At 32.5% G+C, this 21,262-nt stretch carries 19 protein-coding genes; 6 read left to right on the forward strand and 13 right to left on the reverse strand.

What is annotated here, in order from left to right; translation table 11 throughout:
• From M0D21_RS00735 to M0D21_RS00750, 4 genes are all read right to left on the reverse strand, one after another.
• The gene (locus M0D21_RS00735) at positions 1 to 1,404 is read right to left on the reverse strand and encodes a YfcC family protein (RefSeq protein ID WP_248325556.1); all 1,404 of its coding nucleotides are present in this window, start codon (positions 1,402 to 1,404) and stop codon (positions 1 to 3) included.
• A gap of 153 nt (positions 1,405 to 1,557) precedes the next feature.
• Positions 1,558 to 3,147: a tetratricopeptide repeat protein gene (locus M0D21_RS00740; RefSeq protein WP_248325558.1), complete on the reverse strand. Its 1,590-nt coding sequence runs from the start codon at positions 3,145 to 3,147 to the stop codon at positions 1,558 to 1,560.
• A 191-nt stretch (positions 3,148 to 3,338) separates the two neighbouring features.
• Positions 3,339 to 4,094 carry a LytR/AlgR family response regulator transcription factor gene (locus tag M0D21_RS00745; protein ID WP_248325560.1) on the reverse strand — a complete coding sequence of 252 codons (756 nt, stop codon included), beginning with the start codon at positions 4,092 to 4,094 and terminating at the stop codon, positions 3,339 to 3,341.
• Positions 4,075 to 5,169, reverse strand: coding sequence for a sensor histidine kinase (locus tag M0D21_RS00750; protein WP_248325562.1), 1,095 nt, complete (start codon positions 5,167 to 5,169; stop codon positions 4,075 to 4,077). The genes M0D21_RS00745 and M0D21_RS00750 overlap by 20 nt, the downstream gene beginning before the upstream one ends.
• Before the next feature lie 435 nt (positions 5,170 to 5,604).
• On the opposite strand from M0D21_RS00750, the gene M0D21_RS00755 reads away from it, so the two are divergent.
• A complete protein-coding gene (locus M0D21_RS00755) occupies positions 5,605 to 6,816 on the forward strand; it encodes an FG-GAP repeat domain-containing protein (RefSeq protein WP_248325564.1) in 1,212 nt (403 codons plus the stop codon).
• 108 nt (positions 6,817 to 6,924) lie between these two features.
• On the opposite strand, the gene M0D21_RS00760 is transcribed toward M0D21_RS00755, so the two are convergent.
• Both M0D21_RS00760 and M0D21_RS00765 read right to left on the reverse strand, forming a co-directional pair.
• Positions 6,925 to 7,893 carry a M12 family metallopeptidase gene (locus M0D21_RS00760; RefSeq protein ID WP_248325565.1) on the reverse strand — a complete coding sequence of 323 codons (969 nt, stop codon included), beginning with the start codon at positions 7,891 to 7,893 and terminating at the stop codon, positions 6,925 to 6,927.
• A 5-nt stretch (positions 7,894 to 7,898) separates the two neighbouring features.
• Positions 7,899 to 9,560 carry a hypothetical protein gene (locus M0D21_RS00765; protein ID WP_248325567.1) on the reverse strand — a complete coding sequence of 554 codons (1,662 nt, stop codon included), beginning with the start codon at positions 9,558 to 9,560 and terminating at the stop codon, positions 7,899 to 7,901.
• A gap of 420 nt (positions 9,561 to 9,980) precedes the next feature.
• On the opposite strand from M0D21_RS00765, the gene M0D21_RS00770 reads away from it, so the two are divergent.
• Positions 9,981 to 10,493, forward strand: coding sequence for a hypothetical protein (locus tag M0D21_RS00770; RefSeq protein WP_248325569.1), 513 nt, complete (start codon positions 9,981 to 9,983; stop codon positions 10,491 to 10,493).
• A gap of 33 nt (positions 10,494 to 10,526) precedes the next feature.
• Here M0D21_RS00770 and M0D21_RS00775 read toward each other — a convergent pair whose 3' ends face one another.
• Both M0D21_RS00775 and M0D21_RS00780 read right to left on the reverse strand, forming a co-directional pair.
• The gene (locus tag M0D21_RS00775; protein WP_248325571.1) at positions 10,527 to 11,381 is read right to left on the reverse strand and encodes a LamG domain-containing protein; all 855 of its coding nucleotides are present in this window, start codon (positions 11,379 to 11,381) and stop codon (positions 10,527 to 10,529) included.
• A gap of 199 nt (positions 11,382 to 11,580) precedes the next feature.
• Positions 11,581 to 12,273 (reverse strand): aspartate/glutamate racemase family protein, encoded by a 693-nt coding sequence (locus tag M0D21_RS00780; RefSeq protein WP_248325573.1) that lies wholly within the window; start codon positions 12,271 to 12,273, stop codon positions 11,581 to 11,583.
• 121 nt (positions 12,274 to 12,394) lie between these two features.
• Between M0D21_RS00780 and M0D21_RS00785 the strand changes: the two genes are divergently transcribed.
• The gene (locus tag M0D21_RS00785; protein ID WP_248325575.1) at positions 12,395 to 13,312 is read left to right on the forward strand and encodes a LysR family transcriptional regulator; all 918 of its coding nucleotides are present in this window, start codon (positions 12,395 to 12,397) and stop codon (positions 13,310 to 13,312) included.
• 38 nt (positions 13,313 to 13,350) lie between these two features.
• Here the strand turns inward: M0D21_RS00785 and M0D21_RS00790 are convergent, their stop codons facing one another.
• From M0D21_RS00790 to M0D21_RS00800, 3 genes are all read right to left on the reverse strand, one after another.
• Positions 13,351 to 14,208 (reverse strand): hypothetical protein, encoded by an 858-nt coding sequence (locus M0D21_RS00790; protein WP_248325577.1) that lies wholly within the window; start codon positions 14,206 to 14,208, stop codon positions 13,351 to 13,353.
• Between the two features lie 27 nt (positions 14,209 to 14,235).
• On the reverse strand, positions 14,236 to 14,460 hold the full coding sequence (locus M0D21_RS00795; protein ID WP_248325579.1) for a hypothetical protein: 225 nt from the start codon (positions 14,458 to 14,460) through the stop codon (positions 14,236 to 14,238).
• A 368-nt stretch (positions 14,461 to 14,828) separates the two neighbouring features.
• Positions 14,829 to 15,575 carry a S1 family peptidase gene (locus tag M0D21_RS00800; RefSeq protein ID WP_248325580.1) on the reverse strand — a complete coding sequence of 249 codons (747 nt, stop codon included), beginning with the start codon at positions 15,573 to 15,575 and terminating at the stop codon, positions 14,829 to 14,831.
• Positions 15,576 to 15,783: 208 nt separating this feature from the next.
• Between M0D21_RS00800 and M0D21_RS00805 the strand changes: the two genes are divergently transcribed.
• The 3 genes from M0D21_RS00805 (at position 15,784) to M0D21_RS00815 (ending at position 18,521) form a co-directional block, all read left to right on the forward strand.
• Positions 15,784 to 16,812: a sensor histidine kinase gene (locus M0D21_RS00805; protein ID WP_248325582.1), complete on the forward strand. Its 1,029-nt coding sequence runs from the start codon at positions 15,784 to 15,786 to the stop codon at positions 16,810 to 16,812.
• Between the two features lie 2 nt (positions 16,813 to 16,814).
• Positions 16,815 to 17,522 carry a LytR/AlgR family response regulator transcription factor gene (locus M0D21_RS00810; protein WP_248325584.1) on the forward strand — a complete coding sequence of 236 codons (708 nt, stop codon included), beginning with the start codon at positions 16,815 to 16,817 and terminating at the stop codon, positions 17,520 to 17,522.
• A 132-nt stretch (positions 17,523 to 17,654) separates the two neighbouring features.
• Positions 17,655 to 18,521 (forward strand): tetratricopeptide repeat protein, encoded by an 867-nt coding sequence (locus tag M0D21_RS00815; RefSeq protein WP_248325586.1) that lies wholly within the window; start codon positions 17,655 to 17,657, stop codon positions 18,519 to 18,521.
• 73 nt (positions 18,522 to 18,594) lie between these two features.
• Here the strand turns inward: M0D21_RS00815 and M0D21_RS00820 are convergent, their stop codons facing one another.
• Both M0D21_RS00820 and M0D21_RS00825 read right to left on the reverse strand, forming a co-directional pair.
• The gene (locus M0D21_RS00820) at positions 18,595 to 20,190 is read right to left on the reverse strand and encodes an aldehyde dehydrogenase family protein (RefSeq protein ID WP_248325588.1); all 1,596 of its coding nucleotides are present in this window, start codon (positions 20,188 to 20,190) and stop codon (positions 18,595 to 18,597) included.
• Positions 20,191 to 20,435: 245 nt separating this feature from the next.
• The gene (locus M0D21_RS00825) at positions 20,436 to 21,257 is read right to left on the reverse strand and encodes an SDR family oxidoreductase (RefSeq protein ID WP_248325590.1); all 822 of its coding nucleotides are present in this window, start codon (positions 21,255 to 21,257) and stop codon (positions 20,436 to 20,438) included.
• Positions 21,258 to 21,262: the final 5 nt, after the last annotated feature.

The following is a 21,262-nucleotide window of genomic DNA, read 5'->3' on the forward strand; positions in this document are numbered from 1 at the left end:
TTAGCTATAATTTGTTGCTACTGCTATAATTAATGTTAAAAAAGCAATACCTATTAAGATGATTAATACTGGAAATATAAACCGGATCCATCGATCTATAGGTACGCGACACATGCTTAACATGGCTATTAATCCTCCTAAAGTTGGATTGATAAGATTTGAAAGCCCATCTCCCATTTGAAACGCCAAAATAGTAATTTGTTTGGTAAGACCAAGAGATTCTCCCAAAGGTAACATTACTGGTAATGTCGCTAATGCCTGTCCACTCCCTGATGGAATAAAAAAGTTAATCACCGATTGCGAAATGGTCATGCAAATTGCTGCAATATGTAAGGGTAATCCTTGCAAAATATTGGAGAGCTCATACGAAATGGTATCACCAATATTTCCCATTTCCATCAATACCTTGATAGATGTTGCAAACCCTACCATAAAAGCTCCTGGAGCCGCAATGCTTACCGATTTTAATACGGTTTCGCTCATTTTTGTAGCACTCATTTTAGATACCAATCCACAAAGGAGTGCGATCATTAAGAAAACGGCCGATAGTTCGTTGATGTACCAGTTTAGATTGAATACACCATATAAAATTACCATAAGTCCAATACCAAAAATGGCAATAACCAGCATATTATTAATACTTAAACGATATTCACTAATCGGTTTTGATAATGACAATTCGCTTAAATCAAGACCCTTACCAAGGCTTTTATCTGGATTTAGAGTGATTTTTTTAAAATATCGTACATTATAAAATGCCATAATACTTAATGCTACAAAGCAAAGTACGCTACGTAGCAATGCTCCAGAGAACATGGGTAACTCTGCCAGTTTATGCCCCGTTCCTACGGTGTAAGCATTAATGGGTGATAGTCCAAAACCAATGGTCATCGCTCCTACCGAAATACCTGCTGCCAAAATTAAATCACCACCCAATGCCAAACTTAATACTGCGGCGATGGGCACCATGGCAATATTATTTTCATATCCTATAGCAACACCAAGCAAGCCGTAGATGAAGGTCATAATAATAATGATAAGGACTTTGTTTTTCTGTCCGAGCTTTTTCACGAGAGTTCCTACTCCATTTTCTACAGCTTTCGTTTTATCCATAAAACCAAACATAATACCTCCGGCCAGTACGATAAAAATAATTTCTACCGCTGCCTTAAATCCTAATGGAATGGCTTTAAACATATCCAACAACCCTATTGGTGTTGACGTAATAACTTTATATGAATTAGGAACCACAGCACTTCTACCATTGATTTGTATGCGTTCATACATTCCGGCAGGAAGTATATATGTTAAAAGGGTAACAAAAACGATGATACCAAATAACATGCTTATGGCATGGGGAATACGGTTAAAAAAGGATCGTTTAGACTTCGATGTAGTAGTCATTTATATGATTAATGGTCATAAAAATAACTAAAAAATGTTAGCAGATTTAGGTTTTATGATGAAGTATTTTTTTAAGTATGTGTTTTGGTGGAAATTATGCTAACGGTAATAAAAAAAGGCTGTCCTTTTTGACAGCCTTTTTTGGGATCAATTTCATTTTACTAATTGTTCAGCCTTTTGAAAAGCTGCATTAGCCTTTTCAATTTCGCCAGATGCTTTAAGCGCTTTTCCTAAACCTTCCCACATCACAGGAGAATTGGGATAGTAATGAGTATTCATTTTGTATATATATAATGCGCCGCGATACTGCCTTTGTTTTAATAATAGCTTCCCTATACCATCAAACTCTTTGTCGAACGAAATATGATTATACAATGGGTTTTTTAGGATACCTGGGACATCTGCTTGTAGTTGTTCAAGATCACCTTTTAAAAATAGTTGTACAAAATGGTCCATAGGGTCAACGATCACATCGGTAACATCAATATTCATAGCAAGGTCTAATACTGGGTCTTCATTGGTAATATACTCCTTAAAGGTCATTTCTTTATAAAAATTAGGTACGGTTGACTCTTTGTTTTCCCATGGTGCCATATCTTGCCACCATGCAAAGGACAGATATGCATTGATTTTAGAATTGGGTAATGTTACTTTTAGGGCATCTCCATAAAAGTTTTTATTCTCGGCTGTACCTTCTCCAACAATAATAGCTTCAGTATAATTTTCAATTTCATTAGTTAGATTTTGACAAGCAGAATAGGTAAAACGACCTGTAATATAAAATAAATGTCCTTTTTTGTTGATATTTGGTCTTGCTAGTAGGCCTTGAATGAGAGGTTTATTATTGTAATTGTTTCCTCCACCATTAAGACGTACATCATAAACTAGTTTTTCTACATCGTTACTATCAATAAACTGAAAAAGACGGTTGTAAAACTGCTCCAAAGTCTCTGATTCATGATTAAAAACAGAACTTTGTCGCGCATAAACTGTTTTAGAATCAGGTAAATATTCGAAGAAATAAAATTTCTCATTCAAAAATTTAAGATACAAAGGTGTTTTGTCTTGACTTCTAGCACTTAGCCAGGTATCGTTAACCTTGGTAAAGTCAAAGCCTCTAGACATATCTTCTAAAGGAATAGAAGGAAAAGTATAGTTAAACACATTACCATCTTTTTCTAAGGTTAAAGTAATTTCATTGTCAAGTTTAGCAATTACACCTTGTGCGTGAAGTACCGCCGGAACCGTTAGAAATCGCAATCCATATGCTTTAAAATACTGATCATTTTCTGCTGGAACTACAGGGCGAATTTTAGAAAGTGCATCTTCAATGTCTACACCCGCAACTTTTAAAACCTTAGCTCCCAGAGTTTTTTGATGTGCTTTCTGAACACCTTCGATATAGATTCCATCTTTAAAATGATACAAATTTACCGGGAGCACACCATGCTCGGTAATCGTGCTAAATGGAATTTGAGTGTGTCCATATTTGAACAACGACACCATACGAGTTAATCCTACCTTTATTTCGTGTTCTTGTAGATTTGGAATTTGTTGATACAATTTTTCTACTTCCGCATCCCATTCTGTTTGTTGTATCTTCTTAAACAGAAAAGAGTGATTATCGTGTACTTCTTGCTGTAAATAGCGTAAATCCTTTTGCCATTCTGTTTTACTTATTTTTTCCTGAGCGGTTAGATGAAGAAAAAATAGCATGCTTACTATGATAAATCTGTATTTCATGATATTTTGTTTTTTTAAATGCTGTAAAAGCTTTGTTGTTTTTTGATTGTGAACTATAATGAGTTCTTATTTACACAACAAAGATGGCACTATTATGAACCCAGAAGTAGTGGTTTCTGTTGAAACGTAGTATTTGGTACTTGAAATGTAACGTAGTAGTTTATAAGATATAAGTGCTGAAGGAAACAGATCTACATATTCATCCATTCTTTAAAATCACCTGCTTTTTGTCTACTTACTATAAACTCTTGATCTCTTGAGTTTTCTAAGGATAATTTTAATCTATGGTTAAAGTATGGTTCTATTTTTTGAACAGAGAATTTGGCTACAATCTGCCCCCTATTTATTCTATAAAATTTGGTTGAATCCAGAGAACTGAATAACTGATCTATAGTTTCGTTAATGATATACCTTTTGTTCTTGTTTGTAATTCCAAAAGTGATACTATCTTGTGAATACACATATAGTAGCTCTGAGATTCTAATTTGTACAAAACCACTCCCCTCTTTTACCAAAATACCAGATCGCTTTTGAGAAGTTTGCATGGAGTTAAGAAGTTCTTTTAAAATCGAAGGTGCAATAGTATTTGATTGCGTCGAACTTTTGAATTTAGCAAGAGCAACCTCCAGTTCATTTTGTTGAATAGGCTTTAACAAATAATCAATACTATTTACCTTAAACGCCTGTATCGCATATTGATCAAATGCGGTAGTGAAAATAATGGGTGCATTTACTTCTATTTTCTGAAATATTTCAAAACTCAGTCCGTCTGCCAATTGAATATCCATAAATACTAAATCTGGAGAAGCATTTTGTTCAAACCATAGTACTGCATCTTCAACGGTATCGATAATGTTTAACAACTGAAAATCAAACTTACATTTGCTTAGTAAGTTTTGCAATTGTCTAGCAGCTCTTGGTTCGTCTTCAATGATTAATACTTGCATTGGTTTTCTTTTGTTCAGAACTATTTAATAACGGAAGTAAAACGATAAACTGTTCTCCATCATTTTTAATAGTTATGGTTTTATCGGAAATTAGCTCATACCTCTTTTGAATATTCTTAAGTCCAATTTTTGTTGATGGTATTTGTGTAGATTTTGTTTCAATGGTATTACTCACCATAAGAAATTCATTTATGACTTCCACATCAACAACCAAAGGTTTAGCTTTTGAAACTACGTTATGCTTTATAGCATTTTCTATTAATAGTTGTAAGCTCATTGGGATCACTCCTTTTGCCAATTGATCTTTTGAGATATTCAAATTAACAATCAGATTATCTCCAAATCTTTCTGTTTGAATATCGATATAGGCTCTTACAAATTTTAGTTCTTTTTCAAGAGAAATTAGTCCTGAGTTCCCAGACTCTGTAATAAAACGATATACATTAGAGAGATTATCTACAAACTGTTTGGCATCTTCTTTTGCCTCTTCATCAATAATATCGCGTAATGTGTTTAAACTATTGAACAGGAAATGAGGTTTTGCTTGATTAGTTAAGGTGTCTAACTGTGCTTGTATCATTACTTGTTTTGCCTGTTCTTCTTGTATAATCGATTTTTTAAGCCTTACATGGTAGTAAATCGCTTCATAAATTGCCATTCCCATTACAAAAATAATAAGGACTGCCAGAAACACTTTAAGACTCATTCCGTAGTTCGATTTTATCCCCAAAAAAGCAAAAAACATCGTTAGAAACTTCCCACCAAAGAAATCAACTGCCAAGAGTACGATAATGATAGCAACAAACAGACTGGTAATACGCTTATAGTCATCCTTGAAGTCTGGAAACTTTTTTCTTAGTAAAATCAAAACATACCTTATGATTAACCAATCTATGGTGACAAAGAACAAACAAGATGTCCATCGTACGATCAAAATCACCGTAGGATTATTTAGAGACATATCATTAAAAAGAAAACTAGTTATAGAGCTCACAATCAGAATACCACGTATACTAAACCATAAATCATCAAACCCCAGATATTGTGAACGCTCCTCTTTATTAAATAGCTTCATAATGCATTTACTTGTTGCTTCTCTGTTTTTGTTGTACCGTAATGCTAATAACGGCATTATTTATAAGCCATACAAACCACAATGCATGACAGATATTTCCACATTGAATAGGTAACTTATAATGAATCATACCCAAAGATGTACTTCTCTATAGTGATATCATACCTCTTTTTGCCGAATTGTCGTTTACACTTGTTGAAATGTAAAACAGTAATATTATTTGATACTATCAGGGTTAGCACTTATCTACTCAAATGTAGTATAATATCACAACCCAGGTATCGTGCCGTAGAATGCATAGCAAGAGCTCTGTGAAAGTGTAAACCATAAAAACAAGCTTTTCCAGAGGTTGTTTGCTAATGTCATGTTAATGTAAGGGACATCACAATTTATCTCTTTTAAAATATCTTACATTAGCAAAAATCACAAAAAATCATGAAAAAGAAGTATATAACACTGTTCCTATGTGCAACCATGTTTGCTGGGTATAGCCAGGAAAAGAAGGAGAACCCTAAAGCTGCTACTTCGTTATATACAGATGTTACTCTCACTCATTTACCATATCAAGATTTACAAGCTCTTTCTATGGATGCGGCAATTGCAGATCTGGATCAAGACGGAGATCCTGATATTTTAATTGCCAATGAACACCGACCTAATATTTTACTTATTAACAATGGTAAAGGAGCATTTACCAATGAAAGTGGTACGCGTATCCCTCAAGTTCCTCACGATAGTGAAGATATTGGGATTGCCGACTTTGACCTTGATGGAGATCCAGATATTATTGTGGTTAGCGAAGACGATAAAACCAACGAATTATATCTTAACAATGGCGATGGTACCTTTACCGATGGTGGTAATAGGATTCCGGTTACTGGGACCTCCAATTCTGTGGTAGTATATGATGTAAATAATGATGGTGCTCCAGATGTACTTATTGGTAACAATGGTCAGAACCATGTATTGATCAATGATGGCAAAGGGTTCTTTACCGATGAGACTGTAGAACGATTTGGTGAATTTATAGACGTAACACAAGATCTTACACTAAGTGACATCGATAATGATGGGGATCAGGACATATTGGTAGGTAACGAAGATGCTAATCGAATACTAGTCAATAATGGTAAAGGTTTTTTTGAAGACCAGTCTGCAAATAGACTCCCCTATCGCAACGAACCCGAAGAGACTCGAGAAGTGGTTACTGCTGATATTGATGGTGATGGTGACTTAGATATTTTATACGGAAATGTACAAGCCTTTGTGCCTAATGCTCTTCGGCAGAATCGATTACTACTCAATGACGGAAAAGGATTTTTCTCAGATATCACAGATACTCATCTTCCTAAAGATGATCATCGTTGCTTTGGGGTGGCTTTTTTAGATATTGACCGTGATGGAGATGTCGATATCATGACCGGAAATACTAGTGGAGCCAAATTTGATGGCGATAGCCCTTTTAGTGTATATGTTAATAATGGTAAAGGTGCATTTTCTGATGCCACCGGAACCTTTATGCCCTCTACTATAACCGGCAAAGGATTCGATATAGACTTCATCGATGTAAATGGCGATGGCATCAAAGACTTGTTCCTAAGCAATCGAGGTTCTCAAGATTTTCTTCTTTTAGGGAAGAAGGGGTGAATAGAATTATAACGAATTTTATCTTGTAATGAATAGTACTGATTTTAATTACTGCTATTCAAAGAAAAACTTGTATATAAGTAGAAGAAGTATAACTACATTTTATTACTAATAATATTTCTTTACTATTAATGACTTATCTGTTTCAGACAAATTATTATTACGTTCATAGGAGGTAGTACTTTTTCTAATAAAACGTTTTGGTATATGATAAATCATTATCGATTCTGGATCAAAAGAAGTGGCATCTTTATCATTTATTTGATCAAAACTATATTGATAAATTATGTTGAGTTTGGTTTTTTCCTCATCCCAACCATATTTCTCATCATAATAATTAATTACTTCCTGCTCGTTCCATTCAAAATCGAAATTTGGACTTTGATGTTCATGAATTAAGCCTAGAACATGGCCAAACTCATGTAAAACTACTCCTCTAAAATCTTCGGGATTTTCATCTTCTATATTAGATAGACTCATAGAGGGCACTTTATTTAGTGATTCACTCCCAATATAAGACCAGTAACCTTTATCTTCAAATGTAATTGTTACATCCGGTCTATCAGAATTATTAAAAACAAATCTAACTGAACACCATTTTTCCCATTCCTTTGCATAATTAATAACACGATTCTGGATATCTTGATTACCATCTAAAAATTTAATATGTAACTCATTGTATTCCCAAATTAGATCACCTAAAATAGCGCCTTCTGCTCTTAAAAGGTTTCTTTTGTTTTCGGAATCTTCAGCTAACCAGCGTGATAGAGAATCGATATGTTTTTCACTTTCGAATAGTTGCTCATAATTATTATTTGATTTGTAAAAATTAGAAATAGTAGTTTGTTCTCTATATCCTCCCATTTCCATTACAAAAACACCTAAATTCATTAAAGTAAAAGGCATAATTTGCGTACATACTCCTTGTGTACTTAATTCTTTTGATTCACTATTCAAAACCTTATCATTTAAATCTTCTTCCTTGCAATTTTCTTGTCTGGAATCAGATTTACAAGATGTTACTTCTGTTATCAATATCAAAAGTAAAAATACCCTAAGAACAAATTTGAATTTCATAACAATTATTTACCTATTTTATAATTTAATGATATATACCAACTTACTCTTATTCGTGATTGTAAATCATCTTTCAACTTAACATCGTCCGAAATATCTCCAATAGATAGCTTGTCTAATTCATTTTGAAATGCCAGTAAAGGGCCAGCGGTTAGGGAAAATTTATTTCTAATCGAAAATCCGCCTCCTATTGGAAATAAAGGCGTTTTCAATCCTTGTGTTATTCCAATTTGTAAAAGAGGGTATAGTATATCTCCTCTTTTGGGTTTATAAATGAAATTTAAATATGCTGCAGGTCGAAAATAAACCGGATCCCCTTGTGTTTCGGAAATTGTATTATCATCTGATATACCATAATTTTTATATTCGAAAGGTGTATAAAACAAACCAGCAGATGGAAACACGGCCAATCTACCTTGACTTTTGAAGACATTAATTGTTATTGCATTTTTGGATTTTTTATCCTCGGTTCCATCTTGATTTAAATTCATAGCAATAACTTTATATTGTCTTGCCTTTTCAAATTCCCAATCAAATGTATCTTCCCTAATCCTTTTATATCTAGTATTGTAATTTTCATTTGAAAACTGTTGTATATGCTCATTTAACTTAATATTTAATAGAGCTAATTTAGAAATTGATTCAGCATGGTTATTCATCTTCTCGGTAATAACAGCATCGATCAAAATTAATTTACTTTGTGTTAGACTTTTAAATGTTCCATTTGCTACATTATCTTTTTTTTGATCTAATAAATTATTAATTACTACAAAATTTTCTTTAAGAAGATCTTTTAATTTTTTTAGTTTTAATTCTGCCTCTTTTTGTTTTTCAGCTAGTTTTGCTTGTATAGTTATGGATTTTTTGAGATGAGATTTAAATTCATAGTAATCATCAACTTTTGATTTTTGCATTTTCTCATTTGCCTTCTTTATCCAAGAATTTAATTTGTTAGATTCAGATTTGCCATCTATTCGTATAGATAATTCGGAATACAAATATTTTTCAATTACCTGAATATCATTAATTATTGGTCTAATATTATCTATGATATCTGAAAAAGTTGGGTCAACTTTATTCTCATCATTAAGCATTTTGTTTAGATCTAGTGAAGTTTTAAACATCTGAATCCAATCAAACATAAATGCAGATTCAGAGTTAATTTTGTTGATTTTAGAATTTAATTTATTCAATTCATCTTGTATTGAAGATTTTTCTTTAATATTTAAAGTTTTGCCTTGTCTTTTGTCTGGTGAAGTATAGGAAGCAGGAACTATACTTGCACTTTCTGTAGCAATAGAAGATATATCTTGGGGCAAATTATTTATAAAATCGGTAATAGCTTGGTAATTAGGGTCACTTAACTCACTTAGTTCAGAAGAGATTTTGCATTTTAGTGGATTGTAGAATGCCACAAACAACTTAAAATTATTTTCCTGACTATTTCCTACTTGAAAATTTTTTGTTGTGTTTTTCTCAAATAAATTAGGTGAAGATTTGCTTATTGTTAAAATATCGGTGTTGTAGAAAAAATTACTACCATCATAGCTCAGATGTAATTCTGATTGCACATTTATTCCATGTAAACGATTAAAGACTGAGTTTTCTTGTGAATAACTTGAATGTACAGATACAATTAACGCTAAATAAAAAATAATTCTTTTCATACATATAAATTTTTAGTTTGATTAGATGTTGTCGTATTGATTAAAAATTTTCAAATAATCTTTAATCATACCAAACATAGTTATAGAATCAAGTTATCGCAATCCCCAATACAGGGTATTATTTATGGTATAGATATGGGAAGTTGTTAAAAAAGTAGTAAGGAGTTTCTGGGGAGTATATTATGATCCCTTACTATCTCAACGAAATAAAAGTAAAAGGTTTAAGCACACAAAAGTTACGGGATTCCTTACTGTTGTGTTTTTTACCTAGGTTAATTTTAGATAGGAGACATATTATAATACTATAGTCTATATATCCTCCGGTAGAAAGCTTATAGTGAGCTCTGGCAAGTTTTGATGTACAAAAACAATGTAATTGACACCATTATATTGTTATATTTAAACCATAAAAGCTTAACATTGTCTAGAAACACCTATATATTGGTTATCACTTTACTGTTTAGTTTGGTCTACATACCACATTTGATCAATACCATACTGTTCAGTGTTTTAGACACAGATCCCATAAACTTTACCATGATCCCCAAAAACAATCTAAAAATGTTGGTATTGGTGTTGATCAGTTTTATGGAAAGTACATTTATCAAAAAACAATATCCTGGGATTTTGAGTTGGATACTTAGTGCTGTATTAATAATCGCAATTGCTATACGTGTAATGCGTTGGCCCTATAATACAGAAACCATTATCATAAGTACAGTTGTACTGCTTGGTAACTTGATTTATTTTGCAATACAAGAAAAGAATAAGACTGTAGTCAATTATGTTTTAATGGGGTATGTACTCATAAGAGTACTGGTACTTATTTTTAAACACAACGATTTCTTATGGTGGATAGAATTTATTATTGGTTCTTGCATTGTTATTCTTGGTATACGATATAGTATTACTCTAGGTAAAGCAGTCCTGTAAGTTTTAATATTATTTTTCCCAAAACAATTTTGCTTAATCGAGCAATGTATGTATTCCATTTTTTAATTCATAAACCGAAAGTATTTCTTCGGAATTCAGAGGTTTGTTAAAAACGGTAAGCTCATCCATCAAACCGATATACCCAAGACCTAACATGATTTTTCCGTGCTCTTCTTCCCAGGTAAAAGGGTCATTTATATTTTTGACATCTCCTTGTAATTTGCCATTGAGATATAATTTAAATACAGATCTATTTGTATTAACTTCAGAAAAAGTAATGGCAACATGTGTCCAGATTCCCTTTTCAAAAGGTGGCAGATTTACTGTAACCGTTCGTTTTTCCCATTTTGAAGGATCGTCTTTGTTTTCAGGATTCCATACATTTAAATCTCCTAAAGCTCCCAATCTAAATTTTCTCGGATTGTGATCGGTAAAATCTACCCATATAGCAGCATCATTATATCTTACATCTGTAACACAAATAGGGTCACAATATCCTGGTGCTAAATCTCTATTAGCGTCTAATTGTAACCAAAATGATATCGTTCCGCTCCATGATTGGGTATTATACCCCACATTTTTATCAGCTTTGTAAAATACCGCCGAAGTTTTAGCTCTACTAAAATGAAGTGCATCACCACTCACTCCTTTATTTTTGGCTAGACTAATATTAGGATCGTTCAAACCGGCTATTGCCTGAACCCCTTTTTTGTAATTCTCGGCGGTATATATCTTGGCATCCCCAATAGCAATATCTGCCATTGTTTTCCCATTGAAGGAACTATAAAAAATGATGTCGTCTTTTAAGATTTTGCTTTGTGAAAAAGAAGTAATAGAAATAAGCAAGATGCTTACACAAAGTATATTATATGACATTATTATTTTCATGATCTTTTTGATTTCGTGTGGTTAATTTTATTTATGAAGCATTCTGCCCAAATGTTCTATGTCTGTCATGGTGTAACATCGATTGCGAAATACCGAGCACATCATAGATTTTAGCCATCTATGTTTAACCATAGGATATTGCAGAAGATATCTTTTGTTGGAGCATGTTACTGGTGTGCATATATTTTTCATAGTATTTTTAATTTATGGCCATAGTAACGGCCTGGTTTACATGAATATCACCTGTATCGAATGCAGGAATACCAATCTCCTGATCAGAAAGCAGTATTCCCAGTTCAGTACACCCTAAGATTACTCCTTCTGCACCTTGAGATCGTGCTTTGGTAATAAGAGCAATAACCTTTTGTTTAGAAACGTCTGTAAAGATTCCTTTCAATAATTCTGAATATATCATATCGTGTAACTCCTTTCGGTCAGTTTCATTCGGTATGATCACTTCTAAACCATAGTTTTCATGAAGAATTTTGGTATAAAAGTCTTTTTCCATAGTATCTTTGGTACCTAAGAGGAGTATTTTTTTGAGTTGCATTTCTTGTATTGCAACTCCAGTAGTATCGGCTATGTGTAAAAACGGAAGTGATGTGTTTTCTATAATCGCCTGGCTAGCAATATGAATCAAGTTGGTGCATAAAAGCACTATGTCGGCACCTGCTTTTTCGAGTTGTTTAGCACTTTTGGCCATAATACTACCAATACCTATCCAATCATTGTTGAAAGTTCGTTGTTCTATTTCAGCAAAATCTACCGATACCAGGATAATTTTGGCAGAATGTGATCCCCCAACTTTTTCATTTACCCTTTTATTAATACGCTCGTAATAGAGTTTTGAAGATTGCCATCCCATCCCTCCTATCAATCCTATTGTTTTCATGCGTCTATTCGTTTTAGCTATACATTTTTGTTTAAACAAAACTAGAATGAAGACTTAGGTTTACATAGTTTTGAAGCTGAGTTAAATAACATCATAGCTGAAATTATTTCAGCTACACTATATGACGAAGTCCTTTATCTTTGTGGTTATGGAACTCAAATATTTCAGGTTAATAAAAACAATAGCCGAAGAAGGTAGTATTGCCAATGCTTCTGAACGGATTTTCTTAACACAATCAGCTTTAAGTCATCAATTACGTGAGCTTGAAGAACGACTAGGATTTAAGGTGTTTTATAGGTCTAGAAATAAATGGGAGTTAACTCCAGAAGGTAACGAATTGTACAAATTGGCGAATACTCTATTTAGTTCTATAGACCAAGGTTTTAAAGCTATAAAACACATTACAGAAGGCTCGAAAGGAACTATTAAATTAAGTGCCGAATGCCAGTCGTTTTTTCATTCTATTCCATCGTTTATCCAAAAAATGGGTATCCTTTATCCTGAAATTGATATAGATGTAACCCTAGGAGCTACGCATCAAACCATTTCGCAGGTGTTATCAAACGAAATAGATGTTGCCATTGTTACCTCAAAACCAGAGTCTGATGAGCTTTCGAGCACTCTGGTATATAAGGATGAAATTTTCGCCATTATGCATGAAGAACATCCATTAAATAATCTTGAATATTTAGATGCTAGTCATTTTGCTAATGTACATTTGCTCATTAATTCTTTCCCATTAGAAGGTGTAGCCGTGTATGAACATTTTTTAAAACCTAATAAAATACATCCCAAGAAGATTTCTGCAATTCCGTTTACCGAAATTACGTTATCGATGATAGAAGCCAATATGGGTATGATGTGTGCTCCCAAATGGCAGTTAGAAGCATTTAAATTATCTGAACAGCTAGTTTTTAAACGCATAGGAAAAAATGGACTCAAACGAAAACACTACTTGGTCATAAAAAAAGAACAACGACATCAAAAATACATTCATGATTTTATCTCCAACTTTGAAGAATATTTTTTGGAGCTGTGATAATGTCTGATACTATCATTTCACCAGCTAATACTAATTTAAACTTCAAATTTCCCGTCGATTCTTCGCATAATTCTTCTCTTTAGATGATTACTTATTTTTCTTCTAAAAGCCAGTAGTAATAATCCAATGGTTAATGGCGGTAGCGAATAAATTAGAAAATCTTCATCTTCAAATAGGTACAATAGAGAATCTAAGTCAAAAAGATCACTAAAACTAAGTAAAACTTCCTCATAGAGATTATAAATACCATAAATTAAAAACGAAACAGAAATCCACATAATTAATCTTCTAACATTTTTGAATAATGTTTCAATCTCATAACCGCCATTAGACTGTAAAAAGAGATAAAATAATGTTTCAAGTGTCAAAAAGAAACCAAAAGGAATTAAAAACAGTAGTTCAAATTCAATAGGAACGATGATCTGAATCGTAATAATAATGGCTAGGAAAGATAATATTTTGGCCATTGACTCTTCCGAAATTCTTTTTTTAGAATATTCAGGATACAATTTTTCTTTTATATAGTTAATAATTTCGGGATTATTAACTTGAATTAATTCATAAACCTCTAATTCTCCCAGTTTAGTGCTCAAATCTTGAATTCTATGATAACTCTCATAAAGTTTATCCTGATGATACTTTATTTCTTCATTTAGTACTATGCTTTTTCCAAGTTTTGGTATATTCTGATGTACTTGTTGTTCTAAATCTAATTTTTTCTTTATAAGCTCATCAATATTTTCCTTATCGATTTGAATACCAATATATTTCTCGTAGATTTCTTGTTTGTATTTTGATTTTATTCTTCTAGAGTAATTGACCAACCCAACAATTAATCCAACTACACCAACAAAACCAAACAGCAGACTGTAAAAGTTTAAATCATAATCCATTATCAACTTCGTTTATTATGAAAAAACTTATTTAAGAATGCTCAAAATGAACCAAATGACAAAAAGAAAAAATATAGTTCTAAGAACTAAATCTATAAAACCACCAGATTTCTTTTTACTTCGATACGATCTGTTTGATCGTATTGATCTGTTTCTGCTGTAGTTGGTACTAGAAGAAATATCAGAGTTAAACCTGTTATTCTCCTCTTCAAAATCGGAGGCTTTATCGCCCCATTGTTCGTATGATCCCATAATACTTGTGTGTTTGATTATTATTTAAAAATTATTTTAACATGCATATTGCTATGCACCATTTTAATATTTAAAAAATAAGGGGCGTACAGTGACGACGGGAGGGTATGTAGCTTATAAAACAGGTATTTACTATTAAAAGCCATATAAATATACGAAGGGTTTAGCACACATTGGTTACGGGAATCCTTACTTCTGTAAAATATTTATAAGTAAAGTTCATCTTAAATACAAAGAGATTAGGCTCAAGATAAACTTTACTCCTACTTTTTACTAAGGCTTTAGTATACTATTATATTATTGTCAAAATACATTAGGATTGACATTTGAGGCTCTAGCGACCTGGAATCCTCTTAAAACCCAACAAGTTAGTCTAACTTAGAGATAAATTGAACAGCGTTTTCTATACTAGTTGCTTGTATGAACACTTCGTTGGTTTTATCATCTTCCCAACCAGAACTTACCAAACCTACTACCCTCCCCTTTTTGTCTACCACAGGAGAGCCACTTAAGCCTCCTAAACTTTTAGGTCCTTCAACTTGTTTTAAGTTATAGTAATTCCCTTCTATGGCATCAAATTTATAGGAGTATATACGTTGTGCTCCAATAGTATCTTTGTAAGACCAACCAATTACAAATACGTCTTCATTCTTAGCAAGTGGTTTTTCTCTGAATTTTAGAGGCTTATGATTCGTGTTGTTTTCTTTTACAGAAAAAACTAACCAATCATTATAGGTATCCCAATTTCTATCCATAAAACTCCAGGTAAGGGAGTCCTTTTTGTTGGTGTTTAATAGTTTATCTAATAGTACGTAATGTTTGTCATCATTTTTAGGGTGTAATTTCCATTGTTCTAGTTCTCCTTCAAAATCTACAAACTGCATCTTATCTGTTTTGGCCATAATAAGAATATGTTTGGCAGTAATAGCATATGTATTGTTCTTATACTGTAACAAAAATCCATTGGAAGCATTAGGGTTATTAAATGAAGCATCGTTGTATGATACATTGTTTATTAATCCTATAGGAGTATTTTTTAGTTTTTCTACAGACGAACAGCCTAGTATTAGAACAACTAGACTTAAGGTTATTATAATTGATTTTAATCTTTGCATAGTAGTGTTTAATTTTTAATGAGAGCAATGTATAAAACGATGAATGTCTCCAAGGAAAAAATAGAGGAATCTGTATTAAACGACTACAAATGGTAGTCAAATTGTGATATCTAACTTCTTATACAGATATACCCTATTTGTATGCAATAACTAAATAAACATCTACTTTTATGATGTTCAGTAGGCAATTTCTTTATATTTATGGCTTATGAATATGACTAAAAAAATTATCCTGGAACATATCGTTTTTTGGGTAATAATTTTTCTTTTCTATGTATTTGCTTCTACCAGTTCTGAGTTGTTTGAACAGTCCTTAGAAACTACAATATTAAAGTTTCCGTTGTTGATTATAGCTGCCTATGCCTTTAATAACTGGCAAGTTCCTTCTTTTTTAAATAAAAAGAAGTATGCGCTTTTTGCACTTTCTATGATGGTTATGATAATTCTATTAGTATTTCTATTCCGCTTAATGGGGTACTATCATTTAGATAAATATTGTTCTGAAGGTCCTTACCCATTAATAAGCTTGGTAGATTTTCCTTTCTATATGTTTTCATTTCATTTTCCAGCTTTAATCATGTATTTTTTTAAAACGATCAAGGAAAAGGAATATGAAAGAGAGAAAATACATCAATTAGAAAAAGAAAAAATAGCTACAGAGCTTAAATATTTAAAGTCACAATTAAATCCGCACTTTTTATTCAATACTTTAAATAATTTATATTCTTATGTAATTACAAAATCTCCAAAGGCGCCCGATATGGTGCTACAACTTTCAGAGATATTAGATTATATTTTATATAAAAGTCAACAACAATCAGTCCTTTTAGCAGAAGAGGTTCATACTATAGATAATTATATAGCTTTAGAGCAAATTAAGTATGGTAATAGATTGGAGGTTGTTTTTGAAAAAAAACTGTTGCAAAAAGCATTGTCTATAACTCCATTGCTCCTATTGTCTATAGTTGAAAATGCTTTTAAACATGGGGTTAGAGATCATATCACCAAACCAAAAATTAAAATTGAGTTATTGCAATTAGACACACAAATAGTATTTACAGTTTGGAATACAAAACCTATAACACAACTCAACAATGATAAAGAGATTGATCATAAAGGAATAGGTCTTATCAATATTCAGAGACAATTAGATTTGATATATCCTGAGAAATACACTTTTGAAATTGATGAATCTGATCGTTTTTTTAATCTAAAATTGACTCTAAATCTAAATTAACTATGATACAATGTTTACTTGTTGATGATGAATCCCCAGCAATAGATTTATTAAAAAGTCATATCAAATTGCTGACTAATTTAGAAATTGTAGATAGTTGTTACAGTGCCGTCGAAGCTTTTGAAGTTCTAAAAAAGAAGAAAGTTGACTTACTTTTTCTGGATATAGAAATGCCCGTTCTAAAAGGTTTAGATTTTCTAAAGACATTACAAAACCCTCCCAAGGTAATTATTACCACTGCATATAGAGAATATGCTATAGAAGGTTACGATCTTGATATTGTCGATTATTTGCTGAAACCCATTTCTTTTGATCGGTTTGTAAAAGCCATTGATCGGTTTTATGAAAGAATCCCAGCAGTGCCTAATCCCTCTTCGGTGATACAAAAAGAACAGAATGATACCTTTTTTTACGTTAACGTAAATAAGAAACATATTAAGGTTGTTTTTGATGAAATACTTTACATAGAAAGCTTAAAGGATTATGTTAGAATTCATACAGAAAATCAAAGAATAGTGGTAAAAAGTAATATTGGAAAAATAGAAAAACAACTTCCTGAAAGCTTATTTCTTAGAACACATCGATCATATATTGTAGCAATACAAAAAATAACCGCTTACACACAAAAAGATTTAGAAATAGGTGATCTAGAAATCCCTATTGGGTCTAGTTACACCAATACTGTATCTTCATTACTAACCTCCTCCTGATCTAAGTTTTAATACGATAACTTATACGTTTATATAGCTTCCAGCATCAGTTACCATAACATCTTCTATTTTTTAATATTGATGTTGGCATCATCAATACTTTTATCATCAAATAATTTTAAAAAAGATAAGATGTTGAAACGTTTAAGTGCCTCGCTAATAGTAGTTACCTTTTTATCCTGTCAAGCTCAAAAAACAGATCGGGAACTAGAAGATGAATTTGTAAAAAAATATGCGCCCGCTAATTTAAATACTCACGGTTTTACATTGGCTGTTGATTCTAAAGTACCCGAAGTACATCAACTCTTTAATGATTTAGAAGCTAACTTCTATTTTTATGGAGACAAAGAAGAGTTTGAAAAAAAAGCAGCAAGAGTTATTGAGCTGGACCCTAATTATCCTAGTGGAATTTTGATGAGCGGGTTTTATGTGCAAGATCCAGATGAGTACAAAGAAATGGTAACCAAGGCCTATAATTTATCCAAAAAATCCGAAATGAAATCTGAAAGGTTAATTATGCAGGCAGAATATTCCTTATTGGTAGAAGAAGACTACCTTAAAGCACAAAAATACTTCCAAAAAGTAGTGGACATGTACCCCGATAGCGCCGCGGCTATTTGGTCATTAGGTATGGCATATTACTATAATGATGAATATGATAAAGCTATGGCATGTTATAAAAAAAGTACCGAGTTGATCCCGAATTTACCAAAAGGTTACGAATTTATGTCAGTCATGTATTATCAAAAGAAACAATATAAAAAGGCTTTAGAATATCTAGAATTAGCAAAAAAATATGGGGCAACAACCAAAAATGATATTTATTATGCCGAATATGAGCATATAGTATATTACAAAAATGGTTTCTATGACAAAACTATGAGATCTATTAAAAAAGCGCAAACGTATGGTAAGTACTTTAAAAACAGTGAAAGTCTCAAAAAAACTTATAATGCTGCAAAAGCAAAACTAGATTCAATTCAATTATTGAAATCATAAATTAAGATTAGAATCAACAACTCTCAAACCAATTTTACTTTGGGGGTTGTTGATTCTAATGTTCTTTAATTGGTCAAAAGTCTTTTCCTTTAAAATTGTCAATCATCATTTGACCAGCCAATTTTGCAAAATCGCCCCAACTTTGATTAATAGCATAATACGATACGTTTTCTAATAAGTGTTCAACTCGTTTTCTATTCGTTAACTCAAAACTAGTGGCATTAAAATCGTTCTTAATCACAGATTTTTTGATATTTTCAAAATTCAAGGCGTTTCCGAAGTTCCCAACGCCAGACACAAAATTTTCTGTTGTTTCTCCACAACCGCCCCAAGTTAAGTAAGCATTTAACCAGATATTTGGAGGCACATCATTCACAGCAATTCCACCATAGTTTAGTTCTCGAATAGCCTTGTTTAATTGATCTTCATTAGCTTCCATAGTTTCATTATCTATCAAAATCATACAACCTAGTGAGCCTAAAAGTTTTTGGTTGCAGAAACCTGTGACTTTGGTCAAAAATTCACCCGTATCTATTGAAACATCCAATGGAATTTCACTATAAACTTGACAAAATGCTTCATTTGTAATGGCAAAATCTTCTTCTGCTATGTTTGGAATGAATACAAAATCACTTTTTAGATGTTTCCCTTTTTCAGGATGTAATACTTCTGCTGTAGATTGATGTTCGAGAAATGCTTCTTTGGTTTTATCAACACCGGGGTAATGAGATCCACATGCAAAAGTTTCTTCAGTGATAGCCCTACGTAATTCATCCAAAAACTGCTCACGTTGTTCCCAGTTTTTGGAAGTGATAATAGTTTGTGGTCTACCACAAACAGCACCTCCATTAAGTTTTCCTACAGAAGCCAATTGAATTGCCTGACGTTTAAGATCTTTATCTGTCCATTTTCCAGGTACAATAATACATGGATTGTTTCCTCCACATTCAGATACTAACGGTGCCGATGCTTGATTTTGGATAGCATGAGCGACTCCGGTTGAGCCAGTAAAGTAAAGAGCATGTAATCCTTCTAAGGTAGATAATTGCTTTCCTTGATCGGCATCACAAAACGCTACTGCATTAATATCAATTAAAGGTTTGAAGATCTTTTCCCAGACTACATCCGTAGCTTCGTTAAGTTGATGCGGTTTATGAATAACAACCTTATTTTCTAGAAACAAAGCCATTGCCATTTCTATGGATGAGCTATAGTTACCCGCTCCTGAAACTGCAATTACACCTGCTGGCTTATCCATAGGGTTTACTTGTTTGGGCACTCCCTCAATATGTAAATATCCTTTTTGTTTAGCTGCAGCTAACTTATCTTTCGTATGTATTGGAAATACTAAAACTTCATGTAGATTATCCCCTATTTTTTCGGTATGTAAGGGTTTTGGCATTTCTCCTTTTATCAGAGATTCATATAAATACTGAATTCCCATAAGGGTTCCCGCCATTGGCATTACTGTAGTTCCCATACCTTCGGCCACAGATGTTATGTTTTCTCCTATCAAATTATTTTTCATTTCAGCATCTATCTTACCTAGGTCTTTTGCATAATGCTTTAGATTATTTTGAATCTGCTCCAAGAGTGCTAATCGTTCTACTGTTGACACATTGATCCATTGCTGCGGATTCAAAATATCGAATGCTTGTTGTGCTGTCATACCATATAAGTTTTAATGATTTGTCTTGAATTATATTCAAATTTAAACTCTTCATATATAGATTATTAACACTTACTTCTGAAAACAAAACACTTTTTACTGATTTTATATCACACACCTGAGATTTATACAGAAAAAAACGATTCAATTACTGAATCGTTTTCTTATCAATTTACATTCTGACTGTCGATAACTTATAAATGATAGATACATAAGTTATTATTCCTTTCACATACTAAAACTGATTATAAAGACAATTGTTTTTTCAACATGCCAAAAAACTCATCATCATTTAAATTTTTTCTTGCGGTTAGTAATTGTTCTGCATCTTTCCCCGCTCTATATCTCAAGGTATTTGCGTCATCAGTAGCCGCAGTAAAAATCACCTCTGCAATATACTCTGAAGTACTCATCGTTTCTGGATCAAAACTATTGCCAAATGCCTCATTTACATGTGTTACAAATTCATTATAATCTATTAGTTCTTCATTATGTTGATAATCCATAGATCTTCCTCCAAAATCTGTAGCTACACCTCCTGGCTCTACTATTTTAACTCCTATACCAAGAGGTTGTAATTCATAGTTTAAAGATTCACTAAAACCTTCTACAGCAAACTTGGTAGAGTGATACAACGATAGAAGCGGAAATGTCATTTTTCCTCCGATAGACGAGATATTAATATATAGTCCACTTTTATTGACTCTAAAATGTGGAAGTACAGCTTTGGTAACATCAAATAAACCGAAAACGTTTACGTCGAATTGTCTTTTTATACTTTCTCTACTGGCAGATTCAAACGTACCCATCAATCCATATCCTGCATTATTCAACACAACATCTATCTTACCAAACTTCTCGATTCCTTGTGTTATGGATGTGTTGATGCTGTCCAAATCCTGAACATCTAATTTGTTCACTAAAACATTCTCTAAGTTTATTAGCTCTTCTTCTTTTTCAGGAGTTCGCATTGTTGCAATTACGTTCCACCCCTCTGATTGAAACTTTATTACCGATGCACGTCCTATTCCTGTACTGCTACCTGTAATTAAAATTGTTTTTTTCATTTCTT

It is taken from the genome of Aquimarina acroporae, assembly GCF_023195925.1.
Classification (GTDB): domain Bacteria; phylum Bacteroidota; class Bacteroidia; order Flavobacteriales; family Flavobacteriaceae; genus Aquimarina; species Aquimarina acroporae.

Coding starts and splice junctions, on each gene's coding strand:
- M0D21_RS00755 (WP_248325564.1), top strand. CDS start 5,605: ATGAAAAAGAAGTATATAACACTGTTCCTATGTGCAACCATGTTTGCT.
- M0D21_RS00795 (WP_248325579.1), bottom strand. CDS start 14,460: ATGGGATCATACGAACAATGGGGCGATAAAGCCTCCGATTTTGAAGAG.
- M0D21_RS00760 (WP_248325565.1), bottom strand. CDS start 7,893: ATGAAATTCAAATTTGTTCTTAGGGTATTTTTACTTTTGATATTGATA.
- M0D21_RS00740 (WP_248325558.1), bottom strand. CDS start 3,147: ATGAAATACAGATTTATCATAGTAAGCATGCTATTTTTTCTTCATCTA.
- M0D21_RS00800 (WP_248325580.1), bottom strand. CDS start 15,575: ATGCAAAGATTAAAATCAATTATAATAACCTTAAGTCTAGTTGTTCTA.
- M0D21_RS00750 (WP_248325562.1), bottom strand. CDS start 5,169: ATGAAGCTATTTAATAAAGAGGAGCGTTCACAATATCTGGGGTTTGAT.
- M0D21_RS00820 (WP_248325588.1), bottom strand. CDS start 20,190: ATGACAGCACAACAAGCATTCGATATTTTGAATCCGCAGCAATGGATC.
- M0D21_RS00785 (WP_248325575.1), top strand. CDS start 12,395: ATGACGAAGTCCTTTATCTTTGTGGTTATGGAACTCAAATATTTCAGG.
- M0D21_RS00815 (WP_248325586.1), top strand. CDS start 17,655: ATGTTGAAACGTTTAAGTGCCTCGCTAATAGTAGTTACCTTTTTATCC.
- M0D21_RS00810 (WP_248325584.1), top strand. CDS start 16,815: ATGATACAATGTTTACTTGTTGATGATGAATCCCCAGCAATAGATTTA.
- M0D21_RS00790 (WP_248325577.1), bottom strand. CDS start 14,208: ATGGATTATGATTTAAACTTTTACAGTCTGCTGTTTGGTTTTGTTGGT.
- M0D21_RS00745 (WP_248325560.1), bottom strand. CDS start 4,094: ATGCAAGTATTAATCATTGAAGACGAACCAAGAGCTGCTAGACAATTG.
- M0D21_RS00765 (WP_248325567.1), bottom strand. CDS start 9,560: ATGAAAAGAATTATTTTTTATTTAGCGTTAATTGTATCTGTACATTCA.
- M0D21_RS00805 (WP_248325582.1), top strand. CDS start 15,784: ATGAATATGACTAAAAAAATTATCCTGGAACATATCGTTTTTTGGGTA.
- M0D21_RS00780 (WP_248325573.1), bottom strand. CDS start 12,273: ATGAAAACAATAGGATTGATAGGAGGGATGGGATGGCAATCTTCAAAA.
- M0D21_RS00775 (WP_248325571.1), bottom strand. CDS start 11,381: ATGAAAATAATAATGTCATATAATATACTTTGTGTAAGCATCTTGCTT.
- M0D21_RS00735 (WP_248325556.1), bottom strand. CDS start 1,404: ATGACTACTACATCGAAGTCTAAACGATCCTTTTTTAACCGTATTCCC.
- M0D21_RS00825 (WP_248325590.1), bottom strand. CDS start 21,257: ATGAAAAAAACAATTTTAATTACAGGTAGCAGTACAGGAATAGGACGT.